At 71.6% G+C, this 21,634-nt stretch carries 20 protein-coding genes and 1 tRNA gene; 5 read left to right on the plus strand and 16 right to left on the minus strand.

Going from position 1 to position 21,634, the window contains the following annotated elements:
• Positions 1-573: 573 nt before the first annotated feature.
• The 3 genes from I5G_RS03120 to I5G_RS03130 form a co-directional block, all read right to left on the minus strand.
• Positions 574-1,545 carry an electron transfer flavoprotein subunit alpha/FixB family protein gene (locus tag I5G_RS03120; protein ID WP_022877750.1) on the minus strand — a complete coding sequence of 324 codons (972 nt, stop codon included), beginning with the start codon at positions 1,543-1,545 and terminating at the stop codon, positions 574-576.
• 11 nt (positions 1,546-1,556) lie between these two features.
• Positions 1,557-2,333, minus strand: coding sequence for an electron transfer flavoprotein subunit beta/FixA family protein (locus tag I5G_RS03125; protein WP_022877751.1), 777 nt, complete (start codon positions 2,331-2,333; stop codon positions 1,557-1,559).
• A gap of 133 nt (positions 2,334-2,466) precedes the next feature.
• Positions 2,467-2,952: a MarR family winged helix-turn-helix transcriptional regulator gene (locus I5G_RS03130; protein ID WP_022877752.1), complete on the minus strand. Its 486-nt coding sequence runs from the start codon at positions 2,950-2,952 to the stop codon at positions 2,467-2,469.
• A gap of 60 nt (positions 2,953-3,012) precedes the next feature.
• Between I5G_RS03130 and I5G_RS03135 the strand changes: the two genes are divergently transcribed.
• Positions 3,013-3,768: an SDR family NAD(P)-dependent oxidoreductase gene (locus I5G_RS03135; RefSeq protein WP_022877753.1), complete on the plus strand. Its 756-nt coding sequence runs from the start codon at positions 3,013-3,015 to the stop codon at positions 3,766-3,768.
• Positions 3,769-3,775: 7 nt separating this feature from the next.
• On the opposite strand, the gene I5G_RS03140 is transcribed toward I5G_RS03135, so the two are convergent.
• Positions 3,776-5,266, minus strand: coding sequence for a cell wall metabolism sensor histidine kinase WalK (locus I5G_RS03140; protein WP_022877754.1), 1,491 nt, complete (start codon positions 5,264-5,266; stop codon positions 3,776-3,778).
• On the minus strand, positions 5,263-5,985 hold the full coding sequence (locus tag I5G_RS03145; RefSeq protein WP_083896536.1) for a response regulator transcription factor: 723 nt from the start codon (positions 5,983-5,985) through the stop codon (positions 5,263-5,265). Before I5G_RS03145 ends, I5G_RS03140 begins: the two co-directional genes overlap by 4 nt.
• Positions 5,986-6,139: 154 nt before the next feature.
• Here I5G_RS03145 and I5G_RS25690 point away from each other — a divergent pair, with 154 nt between their 5' ends.
• From I5G_RS25690 to I5G_RS03165, 4 genes are all read left to right on the plus strand, one after another.
• Positions 6,140-7,606 carry an ABC transporter permease gene (locus I5G_RS25690; RefSeq protein WP_022877756.1) on the plus strand — a complete coding sequence of 489 codons (1,467 nt, stop codon included), beginning with the start codon at positions 6,140-6,142 and terminating at the stop codon, positions 7,604-7,606.
• Between the two features lie 35 nt (positions 7,607-7,641).
• Positions 7,642-8,361, plus strand: a complete 720-nt coding sequence (locus I5G_RS03155) for an ABC transporter ATP-binding protein (protein ID WP_022877757.1) — start codon at positions 7,642-7,644, stop codon at positions 8,359-8,361.
• A gap of 174 nt (positions 8,362-8,535) precedes the next feature.
• Positions 8,536-10,122, plus strand: coding sequence for a molybdopterin-dependent oxidoreductase (locus I5G_RS03160; RefSeq protein WP_022877758.1), 1,587 nt, complete (start codon positions 8,536-8,538; stop codon positions 10,120-10,122).
• A 117-nt stretch (positions 10,123-10,239) separates the two neighbouring features.
• Entirely contained in the window at positions 10,240-11,361 is a 1,122-nt protein-coding gene (locus I5G_RS03165) for a HAMP domain-containing sensor histidine kinase (protein ID WP_022877759.1), read from the plus strand.
• A gap of 118 nt (positions 11,362-11,479) precedes the next feature.
• On the opposite strand, the gene I5G_RS03170 is transcribed toward I5G_RS03165, so the two are convergent.
• The 11 genes from I5G_RS03170 to I5G_RS03220 form a co-directional block, all read right to left on the minus strand.
• Positions 11,480-12,055, minus strand: coding sequence for an isochorismatase family protein (locus I5G_RS03170; RefSeq protein WP_022877760.1), 576 nt, complete (start codon positions 12,053-12,055; stop codon positions 11,480-11,482).
• Positions 12,056-12,092: 37 nt separating this feature from the next.
• On the minus strand, positions 12,093-12,488 hold the full coding sequence (locus I5G_RS03175; protein WP_022877761.1) for a hypothetical protein: 396 nt from the start codon (positions 12,486-12,488) through the stop codon (positions 12,093-12,095).
• A gap of 161 nt (positions 12,489-12,649) precedes the next feature.
• Positions 12,650-12,725 (minus strand) — tRNA-Thr (locus tag I5G_RS03180).
• Positions 12,726-12,795: 70 nt separating this feature from the next.
• On the minus strand, positions 12,796-13,461 hold the full coding sequence (deoC, locus tag I5G_RS03185; protein ID WP_022877762.1) for a deoxyribose-phosphate aldolase: 666 nt from the start codon (positions 13,459-13,461) through the stop codon (positions 12,796-12,798).
• Between the two features lie 74 nt (positions 13,462-13,535).
• A complete protein-coding gene (locus tag I5G_RS03190; RefSeq protein WP_022877763.1) occupies positions 13,536-15,083 on the minus strand; it encodes an alpha/beta hydrolase in 1,548 nt (515 codons plus the stop codon).
• The gene (locus tag I5G_RS03195) at positions 15,080-16,255 is read right to left on the minus strand and encodes a DNA polymerase III subunit delta' (protein WP_022877764.1); all 1,176 of its coding nucleotides are present in this window, start codon (positions 16,253-16,255) and stop codon (positions 15,080-15,082) included. The genes I5G_RS03190 and I5G_RS03195 overlap by 4 nt, the downstream gene beginning before the upstream one ends.
• Positions 16,256-16,330: 75 nt before the next feature.
• The gene (gene tmk, locus I5G_RS03200; protein WP_022877765.1) at positions 16,331-17,005 is read right to left on the minus strand and encodes a dTMP kinase; all 675 of its coding nucleotides are present in this window, start codon (positions 17,003-17,005) and stop codon (positions 16,331-16,333) included.
• Positions 17,002-19,710, minus strand: a complete 2,709-nt coding sequence (topA, locus tag I5G_RS03205) for a type I DNA topoisomerase (RefSeq protein WP_026095613.1) — start codon at positions 19,708-19,710, stop codon at positions 17,002-17,004. The genes tmk and topA overlap by 4 nt, the downstream gene beginning before the upstream one ends.
• A 389-nt stretch (positions 19,711-20,099) precedes the next feature.
• Complete coding sequence (locus I5G_RS03210) at positions 20,100-20,432, minus strand: TadE family type IV pilus minor pilin (protein ID WP_022877767.1); 333 nt, start codon at positions 20,430-20,432, stop codon at positions 20,100-20,102.
• A complete protein-coding gene (locus I5G_RS03215) occupies positions 20,429-20,659 on the minus strand; it encodes a DUF4244 domain-containing protein (protein WP_022877768.1) in 231 nt (76 codons plus the stop codon). The genes I5G_RS03210 and I5G_RS03215 overlap by 4 nt, the downstream gene beginning before the upstream one ends.
• Positions 20,660-20,690: 31 nt before the next feature.
• Complete coding sequence (locus I5G_RS03220) at positions 20,691-21,575, minus strand: type II secretion system F family protein (RefSeq protein WP_022877769.1); 885 nt, start codon at positions 21,573-21,575, stop codon at positions 20,691-20,693.
• Between the last annotated feature and the right edge of the window lie 59 nt (positions 21,576-21,634).

Raw genomic sequence — 21,634 nt, forward strand, 5'->3', positions numbered from 1 at the left:
CCGAAGATCCGCCGCCGAGCCGGGCGGACCTCTCGTCCGGCGGCGGCGGGAGGCGCCGCTGCCGGGGCCGTGCGCTCACGCGGGGCGGGACGCTCGGCGGTGGATCCGTGTGATCGACAGCGGGCGACTCGCGGAGAGCGCCGCCGGCCGCGGCGATCCACCCCGGCACAGCAGCCTCGAGGAGAGTCCCGGCCGGCGGCCACCCCTCCGCGCCGAGCTGCCGCGGCAGACCGCGACGAGCGGAGGAACGGCGAAGAGTTCGGGCGACGGCCGCGTCGGCATCCTTCCGGGGCGGGGTCGAGGCCGCCTCCGCCGACGCGGCCCGGGCGGACACCACCGGCGGTCGAACCTCGGCCGCGGGCCACGGCTCACCCCCGGGCGTCCGGGGCAGGCCACGGCGCACCCGCGCCGCGTCCGCGATCGTCGGCGCCGACCCGGCGGGTACGACTGCGGACGCGGAGGCCTCGCTCCCGCCGGGGAGGACGACGGCGACTTCGATACGGTCTGCCGGCCAGGGCTCGCCGCCCGGCGTCCGCGGAAGGCCCCGTCGAACGGGAACCGAATGCGCCACCATCACCGCTGCTTCAGGGTCTCGATCGCCTGCGGGACGATGGTGAACAGGTCACCGACGACACCGAAGTCGGCGATCGCGAAGATAGGAGCGTCCGCGTCCTTGTTGATCGCGACGATGCGCTTGGATGCCTGCATCCCGGCGCGATGCTGGATCGCCCCCGAGATGCCGACCGCGACGTAGAGCTCCGGGGTCACCGTCACGCCGGTCTGTCCGACCTGGTGGGCGTAGGGGATGTACCCCGAGTCCACGGCGGCGCGGGAGGCGCCGACGGCCGCGCCCAGCGCGTCGGCCAGCTCTTCGACGAGAGCGAACTTCTCCTTCGACGCGAGCCCTCGGCCACCGGAGACGACCTTCTTCGCCCGGCGGAGATCGGGGCGGGAACTGCTGATCTCGGCGAGGACGAACGCGTCCGCGCGTGCCGACCGACGCGCCGACGGCTCGATCGACAGCGTGTGCACGGGGGGTGAGTCCACCGCGACCGCGCGCTGGTCCACGGCGCCCTGGCGGAGCGTGATGACAGGAGCGCCGGCGGTGGCAGCGGCATCCACCAGGTAGTTGCTCCCGAAGACGGAGTGGTGCGCGATGATCCCTTCTTCGTCCACGCCGACCCCCACGGTGTCGATGAGCAGGGCCCGATGAGTCCGCACGGCGAAACGCGCGGCGGCCTCCCGCCCGTCGAGCGAATGCGCGACGAGAACGGCCGCCGGAACGACGAGCTCCTCGGCGGCGGCCAGGGCGTCCACCAGGGGGGTGACGACGCTCCCCTCCGGGATCGACACACGGATCACCTGCGCGGCGCCCGCAGCCGCCGCGGCCGTGGTCAGCGCGTCCGCATCCGCACCCGGAGGCACCGGAACGACGGCAACGGGTTCGCCGATCGTGGCGGCCGCGCCCAGGACTTCGGCGGCACTCGGGGCGAGCACGCCCGCGGGAGTCACGTCGAGAAGGGCGAGGATCGGTTCGGCATTCATCGGCGCACTCCTCAGACGAGCTTCTCGGCGATCAGGTATTCGGCGAGGCGACGTCCGCCCTCGCCGTCGTCGGTGATCGTGATCCCCGCCGCCCGCGGGGGACGCGCCGCAGCGGAGATCACGATGGAGCGCGGCGCGCGCGCACCCTCGGTGTCGGCGCCCAGTTCCTCCGCGCCCAGTCGGGTGAGCGGCTTCTTCTTCGCCGCCATGATGCCCTTGAAGGCGGGAAAGCGGGGGTCCGGCAGAGCGTCCGTGATGCTCGCGACGGCGGGAAGCTCCGCCGCGAGTCGGACCGTTCCGCTCTCCGTCATCCGCGTGCCGCTCACCACGTCGCCGGCGATCTCGATCTCGGAGAGGTTCGTCAGGTGCGGCACCTCCAGGTGCTCGGCGAGCATCGCCCCCAGAACACCTCCGCCGCCGTCGGTCGAGACGTTGCCGGTGAGGACGAGGTCGGGGCTCTCGCGCCGGACGGCAGCCGCCAGGACTTCCGCGGTCAGGGTCAGATCGGCGCCGACCAGGCCGTCGTCGCTGATGAGCACCGCACTGTCGGCCCCCATGGCGAGCGCCTTACGCACCGCCGTCTCGGCGCTCGCCGGGCCCATGCAGATCACCGTCACGGTCGATCCCTCACTCGCCGCCTGCAGGGTGAGCGCCGCCTCGACGGCCCGTTCGCCGATCTCGTCGGCGACGCGCTCGCTGCCTTCGCGGTCGACGAGTCCGGTCTCCAGGGAGATCCGGCGGTCACCGTAGGTGTCCGGCACCTCTTTGATCAGCACGACGATGTGCACGTGGCGTCCTCTCCTCGACGTCGGCGTCACCGCCGACCGACATACTGAGAGTATTACCGTATCTAATTCAGGTCAATCGGAGCCCACGCGATGACCGCGTCTCCTCACGACAAGACGCAGCGATGCGGGGCGATCACTCCGACTCCCGCTCGACCATCCCGCGGGCGGCGGCCGCGAGACGCGTGAGCAGGTGCGCGGCGCGGCGGGCATCGGCATCCGACCAGTCCGCCGTGAGGCGCCCGATCAGGTCGTCGCCGACGCGGTACAGCTCGCGCGCGACGATGCGCCCCTCCCCCGTCAATCCCACGAGGCTCGCCCGCGCGTCGACCGGGTCGGGGACCACCTCGATGAAGCCGCGGTCCGTCAGTCGCGCGATCGCCTTGCTGATGCTCGGCGCGCCGATGCCCATCACCCGCGCGAGGACTCCCGGGCGGACCCGGCCCCGGAATCCGAGCTCCCACAGCACGCGACCGTCCGTCCCGCCCAGGCCCTCCAGCGCGTCGTTGCTCAGACGGGATCGGAACTCCGCGGCGCTCCAGAGTTCGACCAGCGTCGCCAGCGGGAGGGCGATCGGATTGCGGTAGCCCAGGTCACCGGCATCCTCGATATTCGCGCTCACGGGATCACGCTACCCGGCGTACTGTTTCCTGCAGATAGTTTCCAAAGGAAAGGGAATTCCATGTCATTCGATGGCAAAGTCGCGATCGTCACGGGTGGGGCCTCGGGGATCGGTGAAGCGACGGCGAAGCTGCTGGCCGCGAAGGGCGCGCACGTCCTCATCGCGGATGTGACGGATGCCGCGGGCGCGCGGGTCGTCGGCGAGATCGAGGCGGCGGGCGGATCCGCGCGCTTCCGACACGTCGACGTGTCGCGACCGGGCGATGCCCACGAGATGGTCGCCGACGCCGTCGCGACCTGGGGCGGCCTGCACTACGCCGCCAATGTCGCCGGCATCGGTCAGGTTCCCTCCCGCCTCCACGACATGGAGGAGGGCACGTGGGATCTCATCATGAACATCGACCTCAAGGGCATGTGGCGCTGCATGGTGGCCGAGATCGAGCAGTTCCTCACCAGCGGCGGCGGGGCGATCGTGAACGTCGCGTCCGGCGCGGGAATGCGCGCGACCGTCGGGCAACCGGCCTACGGAATCGCGAAGGCGGGTGTGATCCAGATGACCCGCCAGGGCGCGCTCGAGTACGCCAAGGACGGCATCCGGGTGAACTCCGTCGCCCCCGGCCTCATCGACACCCCCGCCGTGAAGGGGCTGCCCGACGACCTCCGCGCCATGTACGCCGCGGGGCAGCCCGGCGGACGCATGGGCGAGCCCGAGGAGATCGCGGCGACGATCGCGTGGCTCCTCTCCGACGAAGCATCCTTCGTCTCGGGCCTGAACCATCTGACGGACGGCGGCTGGTTCCAGATGTCGCCGGCGTAGAGCCGGCTCAGCCGCGCGGCGAGGGGTGTCCGGCATCCCTCGCCGCGGGCAGACGCACCTCGAACGTCGTCTCCCCCGGGCGGCTCTCGACCGTGATCGTCCCCCCGTGGGCGAGGACGATGGCCTGCGCGATCGAGAGCCCGAGCCCCGTGCTCCCCGCGGCGCGGTTGCGCGATTCGTCGCCGCGCGCGAACCGCTCGAAGAGGCGGTCCGCGACCGCCGGCTCGATGCCCGGCCCCGTGTCGGACACCCGCAGGACGGCCTGCCCTCCCGCGGGGAACACCGACGTCGTGACCACCGTGCCGGGCGGGGTGTGGGTGTGGGCGTTCCGGAGCAGGTTCGCGATGACCTGGCGCAGGCGGTCCTCGTCGCCGGGGACGGTGAGCGGGGCGTCCGCGGCGATCTCGAGGCGCCACTCCCGGTCGCGGTCGACGGCCTGCGCGTCGCTCACGGCATCCACCGCGAGGAGCGGCAGCTCGACGTCGTCGTCGCGCAGGCGCTGGCCCGCGTCGAGGCGTGCGAGGAGCAGCAGGTCCTCGACGAGCGTCCCCATCCGTCGGGCTTCGGACTCGATGCGCTCGAGCGAACGACGCTGGGATGCCGTCATCGGTTCGGTGTCCGCGAGCGACAGCTGCGCATAGCCGCGGACGCTCGCGAGGGGCGTGCGCAGTTCGTGACTGGCATCCGCGATGAACCGGCGCAGCTCGCTCTCGCTGTGCTCGCGCGCGGCGAGCGCGGACTGCACCCGCCCGAGGAGGTCGTTGAGCGAGGCGCCGACGCGGCCCACCTCGGTGCGGACGTCGGTGTCGGCGGCATCCACTCGATCGGGGATGTCGACGTCACCGCGTTCGAGGGAGCGTTCCGAGACGCGCTGCGCGACGCCCGCGACGCGCTCCAGCGGGCGCAGGCTCCGGCGGACGAAGAGCGACAGACCCGCGACCGCGACGATCAGCGTCACCGCGCCGACCGCAACCAGGATCGCGGTGAGCGCCCGCGTGGTCGCGTCGACATCCGCGAGCGACAGACCCGCGAAGACCGTGGTCCCGCTCGAGAGCGAGCGCGCGACCACCCGGAAGGAGCCCAGGTCGCCGCCGAGGTCGACGGTGGTCGGGGCGTCCCCGGGCCGCACCGCACCGGTCAATGCGGCCACCTGCGCGTCGGAGAGCGCGACCTCGCTGCCGTCCGCGGCGACGTATCCGGAGAACCGGGTCGTGCCGTCGCCCGCGACCACCGCCTGCAACGATCCCGCGCGCGGCGCCGGCCGCCCGCTCGGCGCGACGGAACCGGGGGCCGGGGTGGGCTCCGCCCTGGTGGGCGCCCCGCCGTCGCGCTGCGCCGCGAACTGCAGTGCCGACGTCACCTGCTCGTCGAGCCGGTCGTACACGAACGCGCGGAGCGCCGTCAGGGTCGCGACCGCCATCACCACGATCGCGAGTGCGACGAGCCCGCTCGCCCCGAGGACGAGCACGCGCTGGAGGGTCGGCGGACGGCGGGTCATGACGGCTTGATCGTGTAGCCGACCCCGCGCACCGTATGGATCAGGGGTTCGCGCCCCGCGTCGATCTTCCGCCGCAGGTACGAGATGTAGATCTCGACGACGCCGCTGTCGCCGCCGAAGTCGTACCCCCACACGGTGTCGAGGATCTGCGCCTTGCTCACCACGCGACGCGCGTTCTGCATGAGGTAGCGCAGCAGCTCGAACTCCTTCGCCGTGAGCTTGACCGGGATGCCACCCCGCTCGACCTCGTACGCCTCTTCGTCGAGCGCGAGGTCCCCCACGCGCAGCACGGTGTCGGCGACCGCGGCGGCGGCGACGTGCCGCCGGGCCATCCCGCGCAGGCGCAGGATGACCTCCTCGAGGTTGAAGGGCTTCGTGACGTAGTCGTCGCCGCCCGCGGCGATCCCGGCGATTCGGTCCTCCACGGCATCCTTGGCCGTCAAGAACAGGACGGGGACGTCGTTCCCGGCGGCACGGACGCGGGTGAGCAGCTCGACGCCGTCGATGCCGGGCATCATGACGTCGAGGACCAGCAGGTCGGGGCCGAAATCGCGGATGACCTCCAGCGCCGCGCGCGCGTCGGTGGTCGCGCGCGCCTCCCAGCCCTCGTTGCTCATCGCCATGCGCAGCAGCTCACCGAGGTTCAGCTCGTCGTCGACGACGAGCGCGCGGATGGGCGTTCCGTCGGGACGGGTCAGGGGCGGCCGGGAAGCGGGCATGTGCCTCAGCATGCCGTGTCCGGAGCCGCTCGGCATCCCTTCGGGCCGCTCACGGCGCCGCCCATAACCGCTTCATAGCAACGGTGAGGAATCGGTGAGGGTGCCGTCCCTAGCTTCGTGGCCACGGCCGCACCCCGCGCCCGGAAGGAGAACCATGTACTGGACGTACCTGCGGCGCGAACTCGGCGGCCGCAAACGACAGACCGTCATCGTGGCGGTCGGACTCGCCGTCGCGATCGCGCTCGTCATCGTCGTCAACGCGCTGTCGGCGGGCGTCCGCGACGCGCAGTCCGAGGCCCTCGCGTCGGTCTACGGCGTGGGCACGGACCTCACGGTGACCGGAGCCCAGGCCGAGCCCGGGTCGGGCACCGGGCCGCGCTTCGACTTCGGCGCCGACGCCGGCTCCAGCCAGGACGGCACGACCTCCCTCAGCCAGTCCCGGCTGATCACCGACTTGCGCCGTCAGACACTCGACGCCTCGACGGTGGCGACGGTCGCGGGACTCGACGGCGTCGCCTCGGCGACCGGTGCGCTCTCCCTCACCAACACGACCTTCTCCGGACAGGTACCCGACCGCAGCGCGGCGGAGTCCGGCGAACGCGGCGAGCGCAACGGCGGAGGCCCGGGCGGGAACGGCGGGAGCAACTTCAACGTGGATGCCTTCAGCGTCCTCGGCGTCGACCCCGCCGCCACGGTCGGACCGCTCTCCGCGGTGACCGTCTCGGAGGGCCGCGCGCTGGCCGCGTCCGACGCGGGTGCGGACGTCGCCGTCCTCGACTCCACCTATGCCGCGAGCAAGAGCCTCGCCGTGGGCGGGACGATCGACGTCGGCGGCACGGCGATGCAGATCGTCGGCATCGTCACCTCGGCCGCGGCCACCGCCGACACGGCCGCGAACGTCTACCTCCCCCTCGACGTGGCGCAGAAACTGTCCGGTGCGGGCGACGTCGTGTCGACCGTGTACGTGCAGGCCACCTCGTCGGATGCCATCGGCACGGTGCAGAGCGAGCTCACCGCCGCGTTGCCGAACGCCACCGTGAGCTCCGAGTCCGAGCTGGCATCCACGGTCTCCGGCTCGCTCTCGAGCGCGTCGTCGCTCATCACCAACCTCGGCACGTGGCTGTCGATCGTCGTGCTCGCCGTCGCCGTCGCCCTCGCGGTGCTCTTCACCCTGTCCGGCGTCGCCCGTCGCACCCGTGAGTTGGGCACGTTGAAGGCCATCGGCTGGTCCAACGGCCGCGTCGTCGGCCAGGTCGCGGGCGAGTCGCTCGTGCAGGGACTCATCGGCGGCGCCGCGGGTCTGGTCCTCGGGCTCGGCGGCATCCTGATCGTGAACATCATCTCCCCGACCATCGCGGTCACCGCCTCCGGCCGGGGCACCGGCGGGCAGGGCGGCGGGGGCGGGGGCTTCGGTGGCGGGGGCGGCGGGTACGGCGGCGGCGGTGGATTCGGCCGCGCGGCGGCGCAGGCCTCGGACGTCGTCCTGCACGCGCCGCTCACCCCGACCATCATCGTCGCCGCGGTCGGCATCGCGATCCTCGGCGGTGTGCTCGCGGGAGCCTTCGGCGGGTGGCGCGCCGCACGACTCAGTCCCGCCGCCGCCCTCCGCGCCGTCGGCTGACCGGCATCCCTCACCCACAAGGAGACATCGTGACCATGACAGCTGCATCCACCACCGACGCCACCGCGACCGACGCGGTCGCCTACCACCTCGAGAACGTCAGCCGCACGTACCGTCAGCGCGAGCGCACGGTGACCGCGCTCGCAGGCATCGACCTGGAGATCACCGCCGGCGACTTCGTCACCATCCAGGGACCCACCGGGGGTGGCAAGTCGACGCTCCTCCAGATGCTCGGAGCGCTCGACCGGCCGACATCGGGGAGTGTGCGCCTGGGCGACCTCGACATCGCGCAGGCCTCGAACGGGAGGCTCAGCCGTATCCGCGCGAGCGAGATCGGCTTCGTGTTCCAGGGCTTCAACCTCATCCCCACCCTGACCGCGGCGGAGAACGTCGACATGGGACTCGAGCCGCTCGGCCTCGCCCGGGACGAACGGAAGCGCCGCGTCCACGAGGCGCTGGGCCGCGTCGGGCTCGCCGAGCGCCACGACCACCGACCGGGCGAACTGTCGGGCGGCCAGCAGCAGCGTGTCGCGATCGCCCGGGCGGTCGCGAAGCAGCCCACGGTGCTTCTCGCCGACGAACCGACGGGCAACCTCGACGAGCACATGCGCGACGAGATCCTCGACGTCCTGGACGCGCTGAACGCCGAGGGACTCACCCTCGTCGTCGTCACGCACGACTCGGCCGTGGCCCGCCGCGCGCGCCGTCGGCTGCGGCTCGCGGACGGAAAGATCACCGAGATCACCCACGGGTAGCGCGTGCGGCTGCCGGCGCCGTGGGCATCGGCAGCCGCCCGTCGGCCTCGACACCGTGTGGTCGGCCGGCGCCGACTTCGCGCCGCCGAACACCGCGGCATCCATTCGCCCTCCCGCTCCGAATAAGCGGATGACGGCGACGCTTCGCGTCATCGTCGACAGGAGAGGGATGCCATGACCACCGACACCGCCACCCGTACCGACGAGCCGACCACCGTCCGGCGTCCGCGGGGCTGGTTCTGGGCCGCCCTGGCCGGGCTCATCTCGGCCGCCGCGCTCCTCGCCGTCGCCGAACTGTTCGCGCTCCTCGTCGCGCGCGCCGCGAGCCCCGTCCTCGCCGTCGGATCATTCATCGTCGACATCGTGCCCCGCCCCCTGAAGGAGCTGGCGATCACGGTCTTCGGCGAGTCCGACAAGATCGCGCTGCTCGTCGGCGTCGGGCTCGGCGCGGCCGTCGCCGCTGCCGTCGCAGGCCTCCTCGAGTACCGGTTCCGCCCGGTCGGTGCGATCCTCCTCGGCGTCGGCGGAGCCCTCGCCACCGCCGCGATCCTCACGCGCGCGGGCGCGGGCGCCCTGGCGTGGCTCCCGCCCGTCCTCGGAACCGTCGCGGGCGTCGTGCTCCTCGTCCTCCTCACCCGGCGCCTCCGGCGCTGGGCCACGGCCGCGGCCGCCGACGACGCCACCGCCGCCGGGCTCAACCGTCGCGGATTCTTCCTCCTCTCCGGCATCGCCGCGGCGAGCGCGGTCGTCGTCGGCGTCGGCTCGCGTGTCCTCAACGCCGCCACGAACTCCGTCGCCGCGGCCCGCGACGCTCTGCGTCTGCCGTCGACCCGCAGTACCGTCACCGTCCCGGAGGGCGCATCGCTCGACGTTCCCGGCCTCTCGCCGATCATCACGCCGAACGCCGACTTCTACCGCGTCGACACCGCCCTCACCGTGCCGAACGTCGACCCCTCGACGTGGCGACTCAGCATCGAGGGAATGGTCGACAAGCCGATCGAGCTCTCGTTCGACGACCTGGTCAACATGGGACTCGACGAGTACGGCGTGACGCTCACGTGCGTTTCGAACGAGGTCGGCGGCAACCTCGTCGGCAACGCGATCTGGCAGGGCGTCCCGATCCGCGACGTGCTGCGCCTGGCGTCCCCGCAGGGCGACGCCGACATGGTGCTCTCCGAGAGCGTCGACGGGTTCACGGCATCCACTCCCCTGTCGTCGCTGACGGACGACGGACTGGATGCCATCTTCGCGGTGGCCATGAACGGCGAACCGCTGCCCTTCGAACACGGCTTCCCCGTGCGCATGGTCGTACCGGGCCTGTACGGCTACGTCTCGGCGACGAAGTGGGTCACGAAGCTGACCGTGACGCGCTTCGACCAGATGGAGGCGTACTGGACGCCCCGCGGGTACTCCGCCGAGGCGCCGATCAAGATGTCGTCGCGCGTGGACACCCCGAAGATCGGCACCCCCGTCTCGGCCGGCAAGGTCCCCATCGCCGGGATGGCGTGGGCGCAGCCCGTCGGGGTCAAGACCGTCGAGGTGAGCATCGATGACGGGGATTGGCAGCAGGCGACCCTCTCCGCCCCCATCAACGACCAGTCGTGGGTGCAGTGGGTGCTCGAATGGGATGCGCAGCCCGGCTCGCACTACATCACGGTGCGCGCGACGGACAAGCAGGGCAACGTCCAGATCCAGGAGACGGCGGCGATCGCCCCGAACGGCTCGAGCGGGTGGCAGCGCACACTGGTCACCGTCCGGTGACCTTGCGTATAACGGCCAGCGCACGATGCGTGTCAAGTCCTGTTCAGGGTGCGGATGCCCGGGGCATGATCGGCTCATGCCTTCAGCAAGCAGCCCGACGTCCCGCGGCTTCGCCGCATGAGTGTGGCCGAGGACGAGTCCTCCCTGCTCCCCTCCGCTCAAGCGGACACCGTGCCCGACGAAGGGCGACCGATCGCTAGCCTCCGGCGCGCCCTCCCGCCGGACTGGGACGGTCAGGTCGACCAGTTCGCGATCGTGAAGCTCGACAGCGGCGGAGTGGTGCGCGGATGGAACCTCGGTGCCGAGCTGATCAAGGGGTACGCCGAGCACGAGATTATCGGCGAGCACTTCTCGCGCTTCTACCGTGAGGAAGATCGACGGCGCGGGCTCCCGAACCGACTGCTCGCCGCGGCTCAGCGCGACGGGCACGTGGAGGACACTGGATGGCGCGTCCGCAAGGACGGCAGCGAATTCTGGGCGCGCGTCACGATCTCGGCGATCCGCAGCGAGTCGGGTCAGGTGCTCGGGTTCGTCAAGATCGTGCGCGACCTGACCAGCGAGAAGGAGGTCCTCGACGAGCAGGCCGCGCTGCAGCGGACCTTCGCCCACGACCTCCTCTCCCCCGTCACCGCGCTCCGCGGATACCTGGATCTCCTGGCGGACGAACTCCCCGCCGATCACCGCCTTCTCCGTCTCGCGGGAGAGGCCAGCGATCACCTCGTCGCGATGGCCCAGGCGCTCCTGTCCGACGCGGCCTCCCGATCCGAACCGGGACGGCGCCGCGTGACGATGGACCTCGTCGCGCGCGGCGCGGTCGCCCTCGTCCTGCCGGGCGACGCGCCCGATCGGGTGGCCTTCGGACAGATGGATGCCGTTCCCGTCGAGGGAGACGTTCTGGGCCTGCGCCGCGCGGTCGCGAACGTCCTCGAGAACGCGGCGAAGTACTCCGACGACGTCATCGACGTGGAGGTCTACGAGACCGACGAGGGTGCCACCGTCTCCGTCAGCGACCGGGGGCGCGGCATCCATCCCGACGACCTCGCCGTCGTCCTCGATGAGGGCGAACGCGGGAGGCTCGCCGACCCGCGCGACGGCGGGAACGGGATCGGCCTCGCGAGCGTGCGCCGGATCGCCGCGCAGCACGGCGGTACCGTGCGGATCTCGAGCGAACTGGGCATCGGGACGACCGTGCGTCTGACGATCCCGCGAGCCGACGACGAGGTCACGCCGAGCGAGTGATCGCTCTCGGCCGTCACTCCGAGCGCGTGACCGCGGGTGGGTTCTCCGTCACTCCGAGCGCGTGACCGCGGGTGGGTTCTCCGTCACTCCGAGCGCGTGACCTCGGGTGGGTTCTCCGTCACTCCGAGCGCGTGACCTCGGCTCCGGCCGCCGCGATCTCGGCGAGCGCCTTGGCGCTGGAGTCGGGGTGCACGCCCGCGATGAGGTCGGTGAACACGCGCACGCCGCGGCCGGCCTTCAGCGCGTCGAGGGCGGACGCGCGGACGCAGTAGTCGGTCGCGATCCCGACCACGTCGATGTCGCTGATGTCGTTCTCGTTCAGGATGCCATCGGCCGTGACGCCGTCGTCCGTCACTCCCTCGAAGAGCGAGTAGGCGGGCTTGCCCTGCCCCTTCTTGAGGTGGTGGGTGACGCGGCTCGTGTCGAAGACCTCGTCGTAGTCGGCGCCATACGTGCCGCCGACGCAGTGCGCGGGCCACGTGTCGATGAAATCGGGCTCCGCCGCGAAGTGGCCGCCGTTGTCGTCGTCGCCGTGGTGCCAATCGCGGGAGGCGACGATCACGGCGTAGTCGTCGGCATGCTCGCCGAGGAAGCGCGAGATGCGCTCGGCGACGGCGTCGCCGCCGGCGACGCCGAGGGCGCCCCGCTCGGTGAAATCGTTCTGGACGTCGACGATGAACAATGCCCGGCTCATGCGTCGAGCCTACGCGCGGCCGCCGACACCGGGTCCGTCATCCCCGCGTGAACAGCAGCACGATCGAGAGCACGAACGCGAGCGCGCCCAGACTCAGCACCCCGGTGGCGAGCAACGTCAGGAACCGCACGTGCGGCGACGAGCGGGTCAGCCGCATGCGGTGCCGCGATCCGCGACGCGCGAAGATGTCGGCCATGTCGGCATCCCCGATCCGCGCGTCCTCGTGCGGTGAGAGCGGCGCCTCGTTGACGCCCCCGTGCTCGTCGAACCAGCGCACCACGCGGTGGTCGTCGACGTCCTCGACGACGGCCCGCACCGGCACCCAGGTGCCGTCGGCGACGTAGACGATCATCGCGACGATGGCGAGCAGGAGACCGACTCCCAGGCCCACCCACGTGAAGAGCTCGATGACGACATCTACGACGTTCGACACGGGGGCTCCTGCGGGCGGCGACGTTCTCCACGCCGAAGGGCGGCGGGCGGGGCTCTCAGCCTATCGGGCCGTTCGCTCCCGGGCGGTTCCGCAGTGTTCGGCGGGGGCGATCGACCGGGGGAACACGAAAGGCCCGGGGAAACCCGGGCCTTTCGTCGTGCTGGAGCCGCCTAAGGGAATCGAACCCTTGACCTATTCATTACGAGTGAATCGCTCTGCCGTCTGAGCTAAGGCGGCGCGCGCCGCTGTGGCGTGCACGATCATCGATCTTACATGGTCAGCGGGCGGGCTGACGAATCGTGCCGGCTCAGTAGTCGCCGGTCGCGGAACGGTCGGCGAGGATGTCGCGGCTCGACGACAAGCCGAGGCGCGTCGCGCCGGCGGCGATCATCTCCTCCGCCGCGGCGCGCGTGCGGATGCCTCCGGATGCCTTGACCTCGGCGCGGTCGCCGACGGTGCGCTTCATAAGCTCGACGGCGTGGACGCTGGCTCCGCCCGCGGGGTGGAAGCCCGTGGAGGTCTTGACGAAGTCGGCACCCGCGGCGACCGCGGCCTCGCACACGGCGACGATCGCGTCGTCGGAGAGCGCGGCGGCCTCGATGATGACCTTGAGGACGGTCGGGGCGGGGACGGCGGTCCGCACGGCGCGGATCTCGGCCTCGACGACCTCGTAGCGGCCCTCGATGGCGGCACCGATGTCGATGACCATGTCGATCTCGTCCGCGCCCTGGGCGACCGACAGCGCCGCCTCCGCGGCCTTGACCTCGGCGTGGTGCTTCCCGCTCGGGAAGCCGCAGACGACCGCGACCTTGAGCCCCGCGGGCACCTCGACGGGGAGGAACGACGGCGACAGGCACACGCTGTAGGTTCCGAGCTCGGCCGCGTCGGCGATCGTGCGCTCGACGTCGGCACGGGTGGCTTCGGGCTTCAGCAGCGTGTGGTCGATGTAGGTGGCCAGGTCGGGCGTGGTCATGGTGCTCCTTCGGGCGGGGACGACCACAAGCCTACGTTCCGCGGGCGTTCGCGCGCTCGGCGGGGCGGCGCCCCTCAGCCGCAGCGGTGCCCGTCGTCGGGCACCGTTCCGTCGATGAGGTAGGCGTCGACGGCGTCGGTGACGCACGCGTTGCCCTTGTTGTAGCCCAGGTGCCCCTCGCCGACGTTCGTGATCAGAACGCCCTGGGACAACTGCGAGGCGAGGCTCTGCGCACCGTCGTAGGGGGTGGCGGGGTCTCCGGTCGTCCCGACCACGAGGATCGGCGGCGACCCGGGTGCGGTGATCTGCTCCCGCTTGCCCGTCGGCGGCGCGGGCCACGTCTTGCACGGATCGCCGCCCGAACCGCTCCAGTACGGCGCCACGACGGGTGCCGCGGCATCCAGCTTCTGCTGCAGCTCCGCGACGGCGGCATCCGTCCCCTCATCGGGGTAGTCCATGCAGTTGTAGGCGATGAACGCCTCCATGGTGTTGCCGTCGTAGTGATCGCCCATGCGGCCGTTGTAGAAGTCGGCGAGCTGGAAGGCGACGTCGGCACGACCGTTGCTCACGTCGGTCAGCGCGGACCGGAGGTAGGGCCAGCTCTCCTCGCTGTAGAGAGCGGCGGTGATCGCGGTCATGAGGGTGTCGCCGCCGAGCCGACGGCCGTCGCCCGCGGTGATCGGACGGGCGTCGACGCGCGCGAGCAGGGACGCGACGTCGGCCATCGCGTCGTCGACCGTGCCGGCGAACGGGCAGTCCTTCGTCTTCAGGCAGTCGGCCATGAACGACCGGAGCGACTGCTCGAATCCGACGGCCTGGTTGAGCGAGGTGTCGGAGCCCGAGACGCTCGGGTCGATGCCTCCGTCGAGCACCATGCGATTGACCCGCTCGGGGAACAGGCCGGCGTAGGTCGCACCGAGGAACGTGCCGTACGAGAAGCCGAGGTAGTTGAGCTTGGGGTCACCGAGCACGGCGCGGAGCACGTCCATGTCGCGCGCGGAGTTCTCGGTCGTGATGTAGGGCAGGATGCCGTCGCTGTGGTCCTGGCAGGCCTTCGCGAAGTCCGCGGCGCGCTGGTCGAGCGCTGCCTTTCGTTCGTCGCTCCCCCGCGCTCCCGGCGGGATGTCGTACAGGAAGGCATCGAGCTGGGCCGGTTCGTAGCAGGTGACCGCGGTGGACTCCCCGACCCCGCGGGGGTCGAAACCGATGACGTCGTAGTCCTGGGTGAGCTTGTCGTCGACGAGGATCGACAGCGCCTGCTTCATCAGCGAGACGCCGGCCGCACCGGGTCCACCGGGGTTGGTCAGCAGCGAGCCGATCGGCTTGCCGGACGTCGCGCGGTGCCGGACGACGGCGAGGTCGAGGTCGCCCACGCTCGGGTCCGCGTAATCGCGGGGCACCGTGACCGTGGTGCAGTCGAGGCCCGTCCCGCACGGCTGCCAGTCCAGGGTCTGCCCGTAGTACGGCAGGAGTTCGGCGGAGACACCGTCGGTCTGCGGCGCGAGAGACGCACCGTCGGTGGGCGGCACGGGCGGGATCTGGGCGTAGAGGCATCCGGAGAGGGCGACGGCGAGGGCCGCGACTCCCGCCACGACGGTGGCGAGACGCCGACGCAGGCTCACGGCGCGGATCCGTTCGCCACGGTGATCAGGAGGCTCTCGAGCGCGAGCAGCGGAGCCGCGTTCTGCTCGAGATTGCGGCGGGTCTCAGTGATGCGGTCGAGCACCCCGAGGGTGCGGGCCGGGGTCCACTCGGCGGCGAGAGAGCGCAGGTCGTCGATCCTTTCGGCGTTGACGAGATCGCCGTCGCGCCCGTACTGGAGCATGACGACGTCGCGGAAGAGCGATTGCAGGTCGGTGAGCACGCGGTCGATGCCGTCGCGGAGGCTGCGGGTCGCGCGGCGCTTCTGATCGTCTTCGAGGGCGTTCAGCTGGCTGCGGACGCTCGGCGGCACCGCCGCGCCCTCGGCGATCCCGAGGGTGCGCAGCAGGGTGCGGCGCTCCTCCTCGTCGCGCGAGGCGGTGAGGGCTTTGGCGTCATCGGTGGCGAGGCGGACGATCTGCCCCGCGACCTCGACGGCGTCGCTGATGCCGCGGACGGCGAGGACCGCGGACAGCGTCTCGGCGCGGCGCGCGCGGGCGTCGTCGTCGGTGGCGAGGCGCTGCGCCATGCCGATGTGCCGCTGCGCGTGGCGCGCGGACTCTTCGGCGACGTCGGCGGGCACGCCCGTGCGCTCGACGATCAGAGACGCCACGTCGGCGACGGAGGGCTCGCGCAGGCGCAGCACCCGGACGCGCGAGCGGATCGTCGGCAGGAGGTCGGCGTCGCTCGGGGCGCACAGCACCCACACGGTCTGCTCCGGCGGCTCTTCGAGGGCCTTGAGCAGGACGTTCGACGTGCGCTCGGCCATGCGGTCGGCGTCCTCGACGACGATGACGCGGTGGCGACCCAGCGACGGCGCGAACGAGGCGCGCTCGACGAGACGCCGGGCTTCGTCGATGCGGATGACGACCTGCTCGGTGCGCAGGGCTGTGAGGTCGGGGTGAGTGCGGGCGAGCACCTGCCGCTGCGCGGCCTCGTCGCCGGGGTCGGCGATGAGCGCGGCCGCGAAGGCGTAGGCGAGCGTCGAGCGCCCCGATCCGGGCGGACCCGTGATGAGCCACGCGTGGGCGAGGGCGGCGGGATCGGCGGCTGCGGCACGGAGCGTCTCGACGGCCTCGGCCTGTCCCCACACCGCATCCCACGGGAACGGCGCGGCGATCGTCGACGGGGGCGGCTCCACGGCGGTCGACATGGGTTCCACCCTAATCGCGGCCACCGACACCACCGCTGCCGATCCGCTGGGTGTCGATCGTGTGACGTCGGGCCGTCAGACGAGTCGGGATGCCACGGCCGCACGCACCCGTTCGGCGAGCGTGGGCGCCGGCTGCGTGGCATCCAGGACGAGGAAGCGCTCGGGCTCGGCCGCGGCGAGGGCGAGGAAGGCGACCCGGACGCGCTCGTGGAACTCGGCCTTCTCAGCCTCGAGGCGGTCGAACGGCTTGTCGTCGGCGTCGAGCCGGGCCCGCGCGGCGGCGGGGTCAAGGTCGAGCAGCACGGTGAGGTCGGGCAGGAGGCCACCGGTGGCCCACAGCGAGAGTTCCCGCACGTCGTCGGCGTCGAGCACGCGCCCCGCGCCCTGGTACGCGACGGAGGAGTCGAGGTAGCGGTCTTGGATCACGACGTCGCCGCGCGCGATCGCGGGCTGCACGACGGTCTCGACGTGGTGGGCGCGGTCGGCGGCGTAGAGGAGCGCCTCGGCGCGCGGGGCGATGTGCCCGCGGTGGTGGAGCACGATGTCGCGGATGCGCACGCCGACGTCGGTGCCACCGGGTTCACGGGTGCGCACCACCTCGCGGCCCTGGCCGCGCAGCCACTCCTCGAGCAGGGTCGCCTGGGTGGTCTTGCCGGCGCCGTCGCCTCCCTCGAAGGTGAGGAAGAGGCCGGGTCCCCCGGCCGTCGCCGCGCGGGGGGCGTGCGGGGGCCGGGGGGCGTCGGCGGTCACGACTTCTTCGCCGGGGCCTTGCGCGTGGTCGTCGTCTTCTTCGCCGCGGTGCGCTTCGGGGCGGGGCCCTTCGCGCGCTTGTCGGCGATGAGTTCGACGGCGCGCTCGAAGGTCACGGCCATGGCGTCCTCGCCGCGCGGGACCGTCGCGTTGGTCTCGCCGTCGGTGACGTAGGGGCCGAACCGGCCGTCCTTGAGCTTGATCGGCTTGCCGCTCACGGGGTCGGCCGCGAACTCCTTGAGCGCGCTGGACGCACGGCGGGCGCCGTACTTGGGCTCGGCGTACTTAGCCAGGGCGTCTTCGAGGGTGATGTCGAAGATCTGGGACTCGGAGTCGAGCGACCGCGAGTCGGTGCCCTTCTTCAGGTACGGGCCGAACCGGCCGTTCTGCGCGGTGATCTCCTCGCCCGTGGCGGGGTCGGTGCCGACGACGCGCGGGAGCGAGAGCAGCTGCAGCGCGGTGTCGAGGTCGATCGTGTCGACCGACATCGAGTGGAAGAGCGACGCCGTGCGGGGCTTCGGCGCGGCTTCCTTCTTGGCGCCGCGCTTCTTCGGCGCCTCGACGACTTCACCCGTCGCCTGGTCGACCTCTTCGGGCTCTTCAGCCTCGACCTCTTGTACGTAGGGGCCGAAGCGCCCGTCCTTGACTACGACGAGCTTGCCGTTCTCGGGGTTCTCACCGAGCACGCGGTCCCCGGCGACGGGGGCGTCAATGAGCTCCTGCGCCTTCTCGGGCGTCAGCTCGTCGGGCGCGAGGTCTTCGGGGATGTTGACGATGCGGGGCTTCGCGTCCTCGGGGGCTCCGGGCTGGACGACCTCGAGGTACGGGCCGTACTTGCCGAAGCGGAGGGTCGCGGTGTCGGTGATGCGCGTGGAGTTCAGCTCGCGCGCGTCGATCTCACCGAGGTTCTCGACGATGTGACGGAGACCCACCTGCTTCTCGGACCCGAAGTAGAAGGCCTTGAGCCATTCGGTGCGGCGCTGCTCGCCACGGGCGATGGCATCCAGGTCGTCTTCGAGCGCGGCCGTGAAGTCGTAGTCGACGAGGTCGGCGAAATGCTGTTCGAGCAGGCGCACGACGCTGAAGGCGAGCCAGCTCGGCACGAGCGCCTGACCGCGCTTGGTGACGTAGCCGCGGTCGAGGATCACGCCGATGATGCTGGCGAAGGTCGACGGGCGACCGATGCCCTTCTCTTCGAGCGCCTTGACCAGGCTCGCCTCGGTGTAGCGCGGCTTCGGGGACGTGCTGTGCCCCTTGGGCTCGACGTCACTGATCGCGAGCTCGTCACCGACCGCCACCGCGGGCAGCGACTGGTCGGCGTCCTCGTCGTTGCGCTTCTCGTCGTTGCCCTCTTCGTACGCCTCGAGGAAGCCCTTGAAGGTGTATACGGTGCCGGAGGCGGTGAACTCGGCGTTCTTCTCCCCGGCCTTCACCGCCAGGGTGACCGTGGTGGTCTCGTACTTGGCATCCGACATCTGGCTGGCGACCGTGCGCTTCCAGATGAGGTCGTACAGCTTCTGCTCGTCGCGGTCGAGCGAGGAGGCGAGCGACGCGGGCGTGCGGAAGTGCTCGCCCGAGGGACGGATCGCCTCGTGCGCCTCCTGCGCGTTCTTGGAGTTGTTGCGGTAGACGCGCGGGTTGGCCGGCACCGCCTTGTCGCCGTACAGCGCCACGGCCTGCTCGCGCGCGGCCTTCACGGCCTGCGTCGAGAGAGCGGTGGAGTCGGTACGCATATAGGTGATGAAGCCCTTCTCGTAGAGACGCTGAGCGACGCCCATGGCGTGCTTGGCGCTCATCGAGAGCTTGCGTCCGGCCTCCTGCTGGAGCGTGGAGGTGGTGAACGGGGCGCGGGGGCTGCGGGTACCGGGCTTGGCCTCGACCTTCGCGACCGTGGCCTTCGCCGCGGCGATGATGTCGGCGGCGAGCGCGCGGGCCTGAGCCTCGTCGAGCACGACGACGGCCTTCTTCAGCTTTCCGTTGTCGTCGTAGTCGCCACCGCGGGCGAGCGGGGCGCCGTCGAGACGGTTGAGGCGCGTCGTGAACGAGGATCCGGACTTGGATGCCAGCGCCTCGACGTCCCAGTACGAGGCCGACACGAACGCCATGCGCTCGCGTTCGCGCTCGACGACCATGCGGGTCGCGGCGGACTGCACACGGCCGGCACTGAGCGCCGTGCCCTCGCGGCCGGAACCGACCTTGCGCCACAGCACGGGCGAGACGTCCCACCCGTACAGACGGTCGAGGACGCGGCGGGTCTCCTGGGCGTCGACGAGCGACTCGTCGAGGTCGCGCGTGTGGTGGACGGCATCCTGGATGGCGTCCTTGGTGATCTCGTGGAACACCATGCGACGGACGGGGACCTTGGGCTTGAGAACCTCGCGGAGGTGCCATGCGATGGCTTCGCCTTCGCGGTCACCATCGGTGGCGAGCAGGACTTCGTCGGCGGACTTCAGGGCGCGCTTGAGCTCGGCGACCGTCTTGGTCTTGCGGTCGTTGACGACGTAGTAGGGGTCGAAGTCGTTCTCGACGTCGATGGAGTACTTGCCGTACGCCGCCTTCTTGTCGGCCGGGATCTCCTTCTTGGAAGCGAGGTCGCGGATGTGACCGACCGAACTGAGCACCTCGTAGCCATCGCCGAGGTATCCCTGGATCGACTTCATCTTCGTCGGGGACTCGACGATGACGAGCTTCTTGCCGTTTGCCACTGGGGTCCTTTCTTCGTTGCACACCATACACACGCCTTCCTGTTCGGGATCCGGGAGGTCGTGCGCCGTCGAGACATCGGGTGGTCCGGCTCGGGAGCGTGCAGCGAACGGAATCCCACCGTACGCGCTGCCGACCGTCACCGTGGCGACGAGGCCGTCGACATCGCATTCGTTCAGGTTCACGCCACCCGCGTCGGCGACGGCGGCGGCTGCTTCGCACGGCACCCCGGGGACCGCGCCGCTGACGGTATCGGCGACGGCGAGGGCCGCGGCATCCGCGATTCCGGTGACGCGCGACACCTGAACCGCGGCACCACCGGCGAAGCCCAGGCCGAGGGCCGCGAGCGCGATCGCGGCCACCACGCCCACGGCTGAGACGCTCCCGGCCATCACCCGCCCCCGCCGAGTGCGCACGCGCGCGCCCGAAGCGGTTCGAGCGCGATCGGCAGCGGAACCGGCGCCGAGACATCGACGCACACGAGCGTGTCGGTCCGGTCGAAGGAGAAGTTAGCCCCGGCATCCGCGACCACCGCTCGGGCGCGCTGCTCATCTCCGCGCCCGAGCAGCCGCGCGGATTCGGCCGCGGTGTGCTCGAGTCGCACAGCCGCCGCGCCCGCGGCCAGCGCACCCAGGGCCAACGCGAGCACCAGGATGATCGCGGGGAGGGCCACGGCGAACTCCCCCGTGACCGTCCCGCGATCGTCGAGGAACGGCCGCCTCATTGCACGGACAGAGCACGCCGAACGAGGTCGGTGAGGATGCCGCGCACCTCATCGGACCGCATGATGACGACGAGGAGCCCGGCGAAGGCCACCGCAGCCATGGTGGCGATCGCGTATTCGGCCGTCGCGGCACCGCGGTCGTCCAGGAACAGGGCTGACGCGCGACGGGTCGTGAGCGGACGGAGCGACGCGTGGGGCCGGGCGGACGCACGGGAGGAAGTGGACATCGGACTCTTCTTTCTATGGGGGAACGGACGGTCAGAGAGGAATGGATGTGGACCGGACGACACCGAGGACGGCCGGCACCACGGCGAGGAGGAGGAAGGCGGGGAGCGTGCAGACGCCGAGCGGGATCAACAGCTGCGTCGACAACCGGGCCGCCGCCTCGCGACCGGTGGCGCGGGCGCGGTGACGAGCGAGCCACGCTTCGCCGCGCAGCAGTTCCCCAGCGGGAGCGCCGGCCCGCGCCGAGAGCTCCAGCGCCGTCGCGATCCCAGCCGTCGGTTCCGCGTCGACTCCTCGGGCCGCCGCGCTGAGGGCCCATGCTCGTTCGATCGACGCTCCCGACGCCAGCGCCATCGCCACGAGCTCGGCATCCCAGCCCGGGATGCCGTCATCGGGCCGAGCACGCCGCGCGAGGCGTCGGGTCCAGGTCACGCTCGCCCCGAGGAGGACGAGCCCCGCGAACAGCGCGCACGCCCCGAGCGGCTCGGCAACCGCGCGCAGCGGGTCCAGCCCGAGAAGGGAGCCGAGCGGCAGGCCGAGCAGCGGGAGCCAGGTCAGCAGCCGAGCCGTGGCGACGGGCTCGGCGAGCGCCACCGCGACCTCGGCCTTCACCTCCCGCGCATCCCGAAGGGCGGTGACCGCGGATCGCAGGGACTCCGCGAGCGGCGCGCCGACCGCCGTCGCGACCGACCATGCTGCCGCGATGTCGCTCCACGCCCCTTCTCCGGAGCGCAGAACCCCCGCGACGTCTCCGCCGCCCTCCGCGACGCGCGCGGCGTGGACGACGAGCGCGTCGCCCTGCCCGGCGAGGTGCCGCCACGCCGCCGGGGCGGAAAGACCCGCGCCCAGGAGGACGGCCAGTCGCATCGCTGTCTCGATCGCGGCGTCGTCGCGCGCGCCGTGCGTCGGCGTCCTCACGCGATCGCCGCGATGTCGATCTCGAGCCGATCGCCACGCAGCACCGGCCGACCGATGCC

This window comes from Microbacterium sp. B19 (assembly GCF_000333395.1).
In the GTDB taxonomy this organism is placed as follows: domain Bacteria; phylum Actinomycetota; class Actinomycetes; order Actinomycetales; family Microbacteriaceae; genus Microbacterium.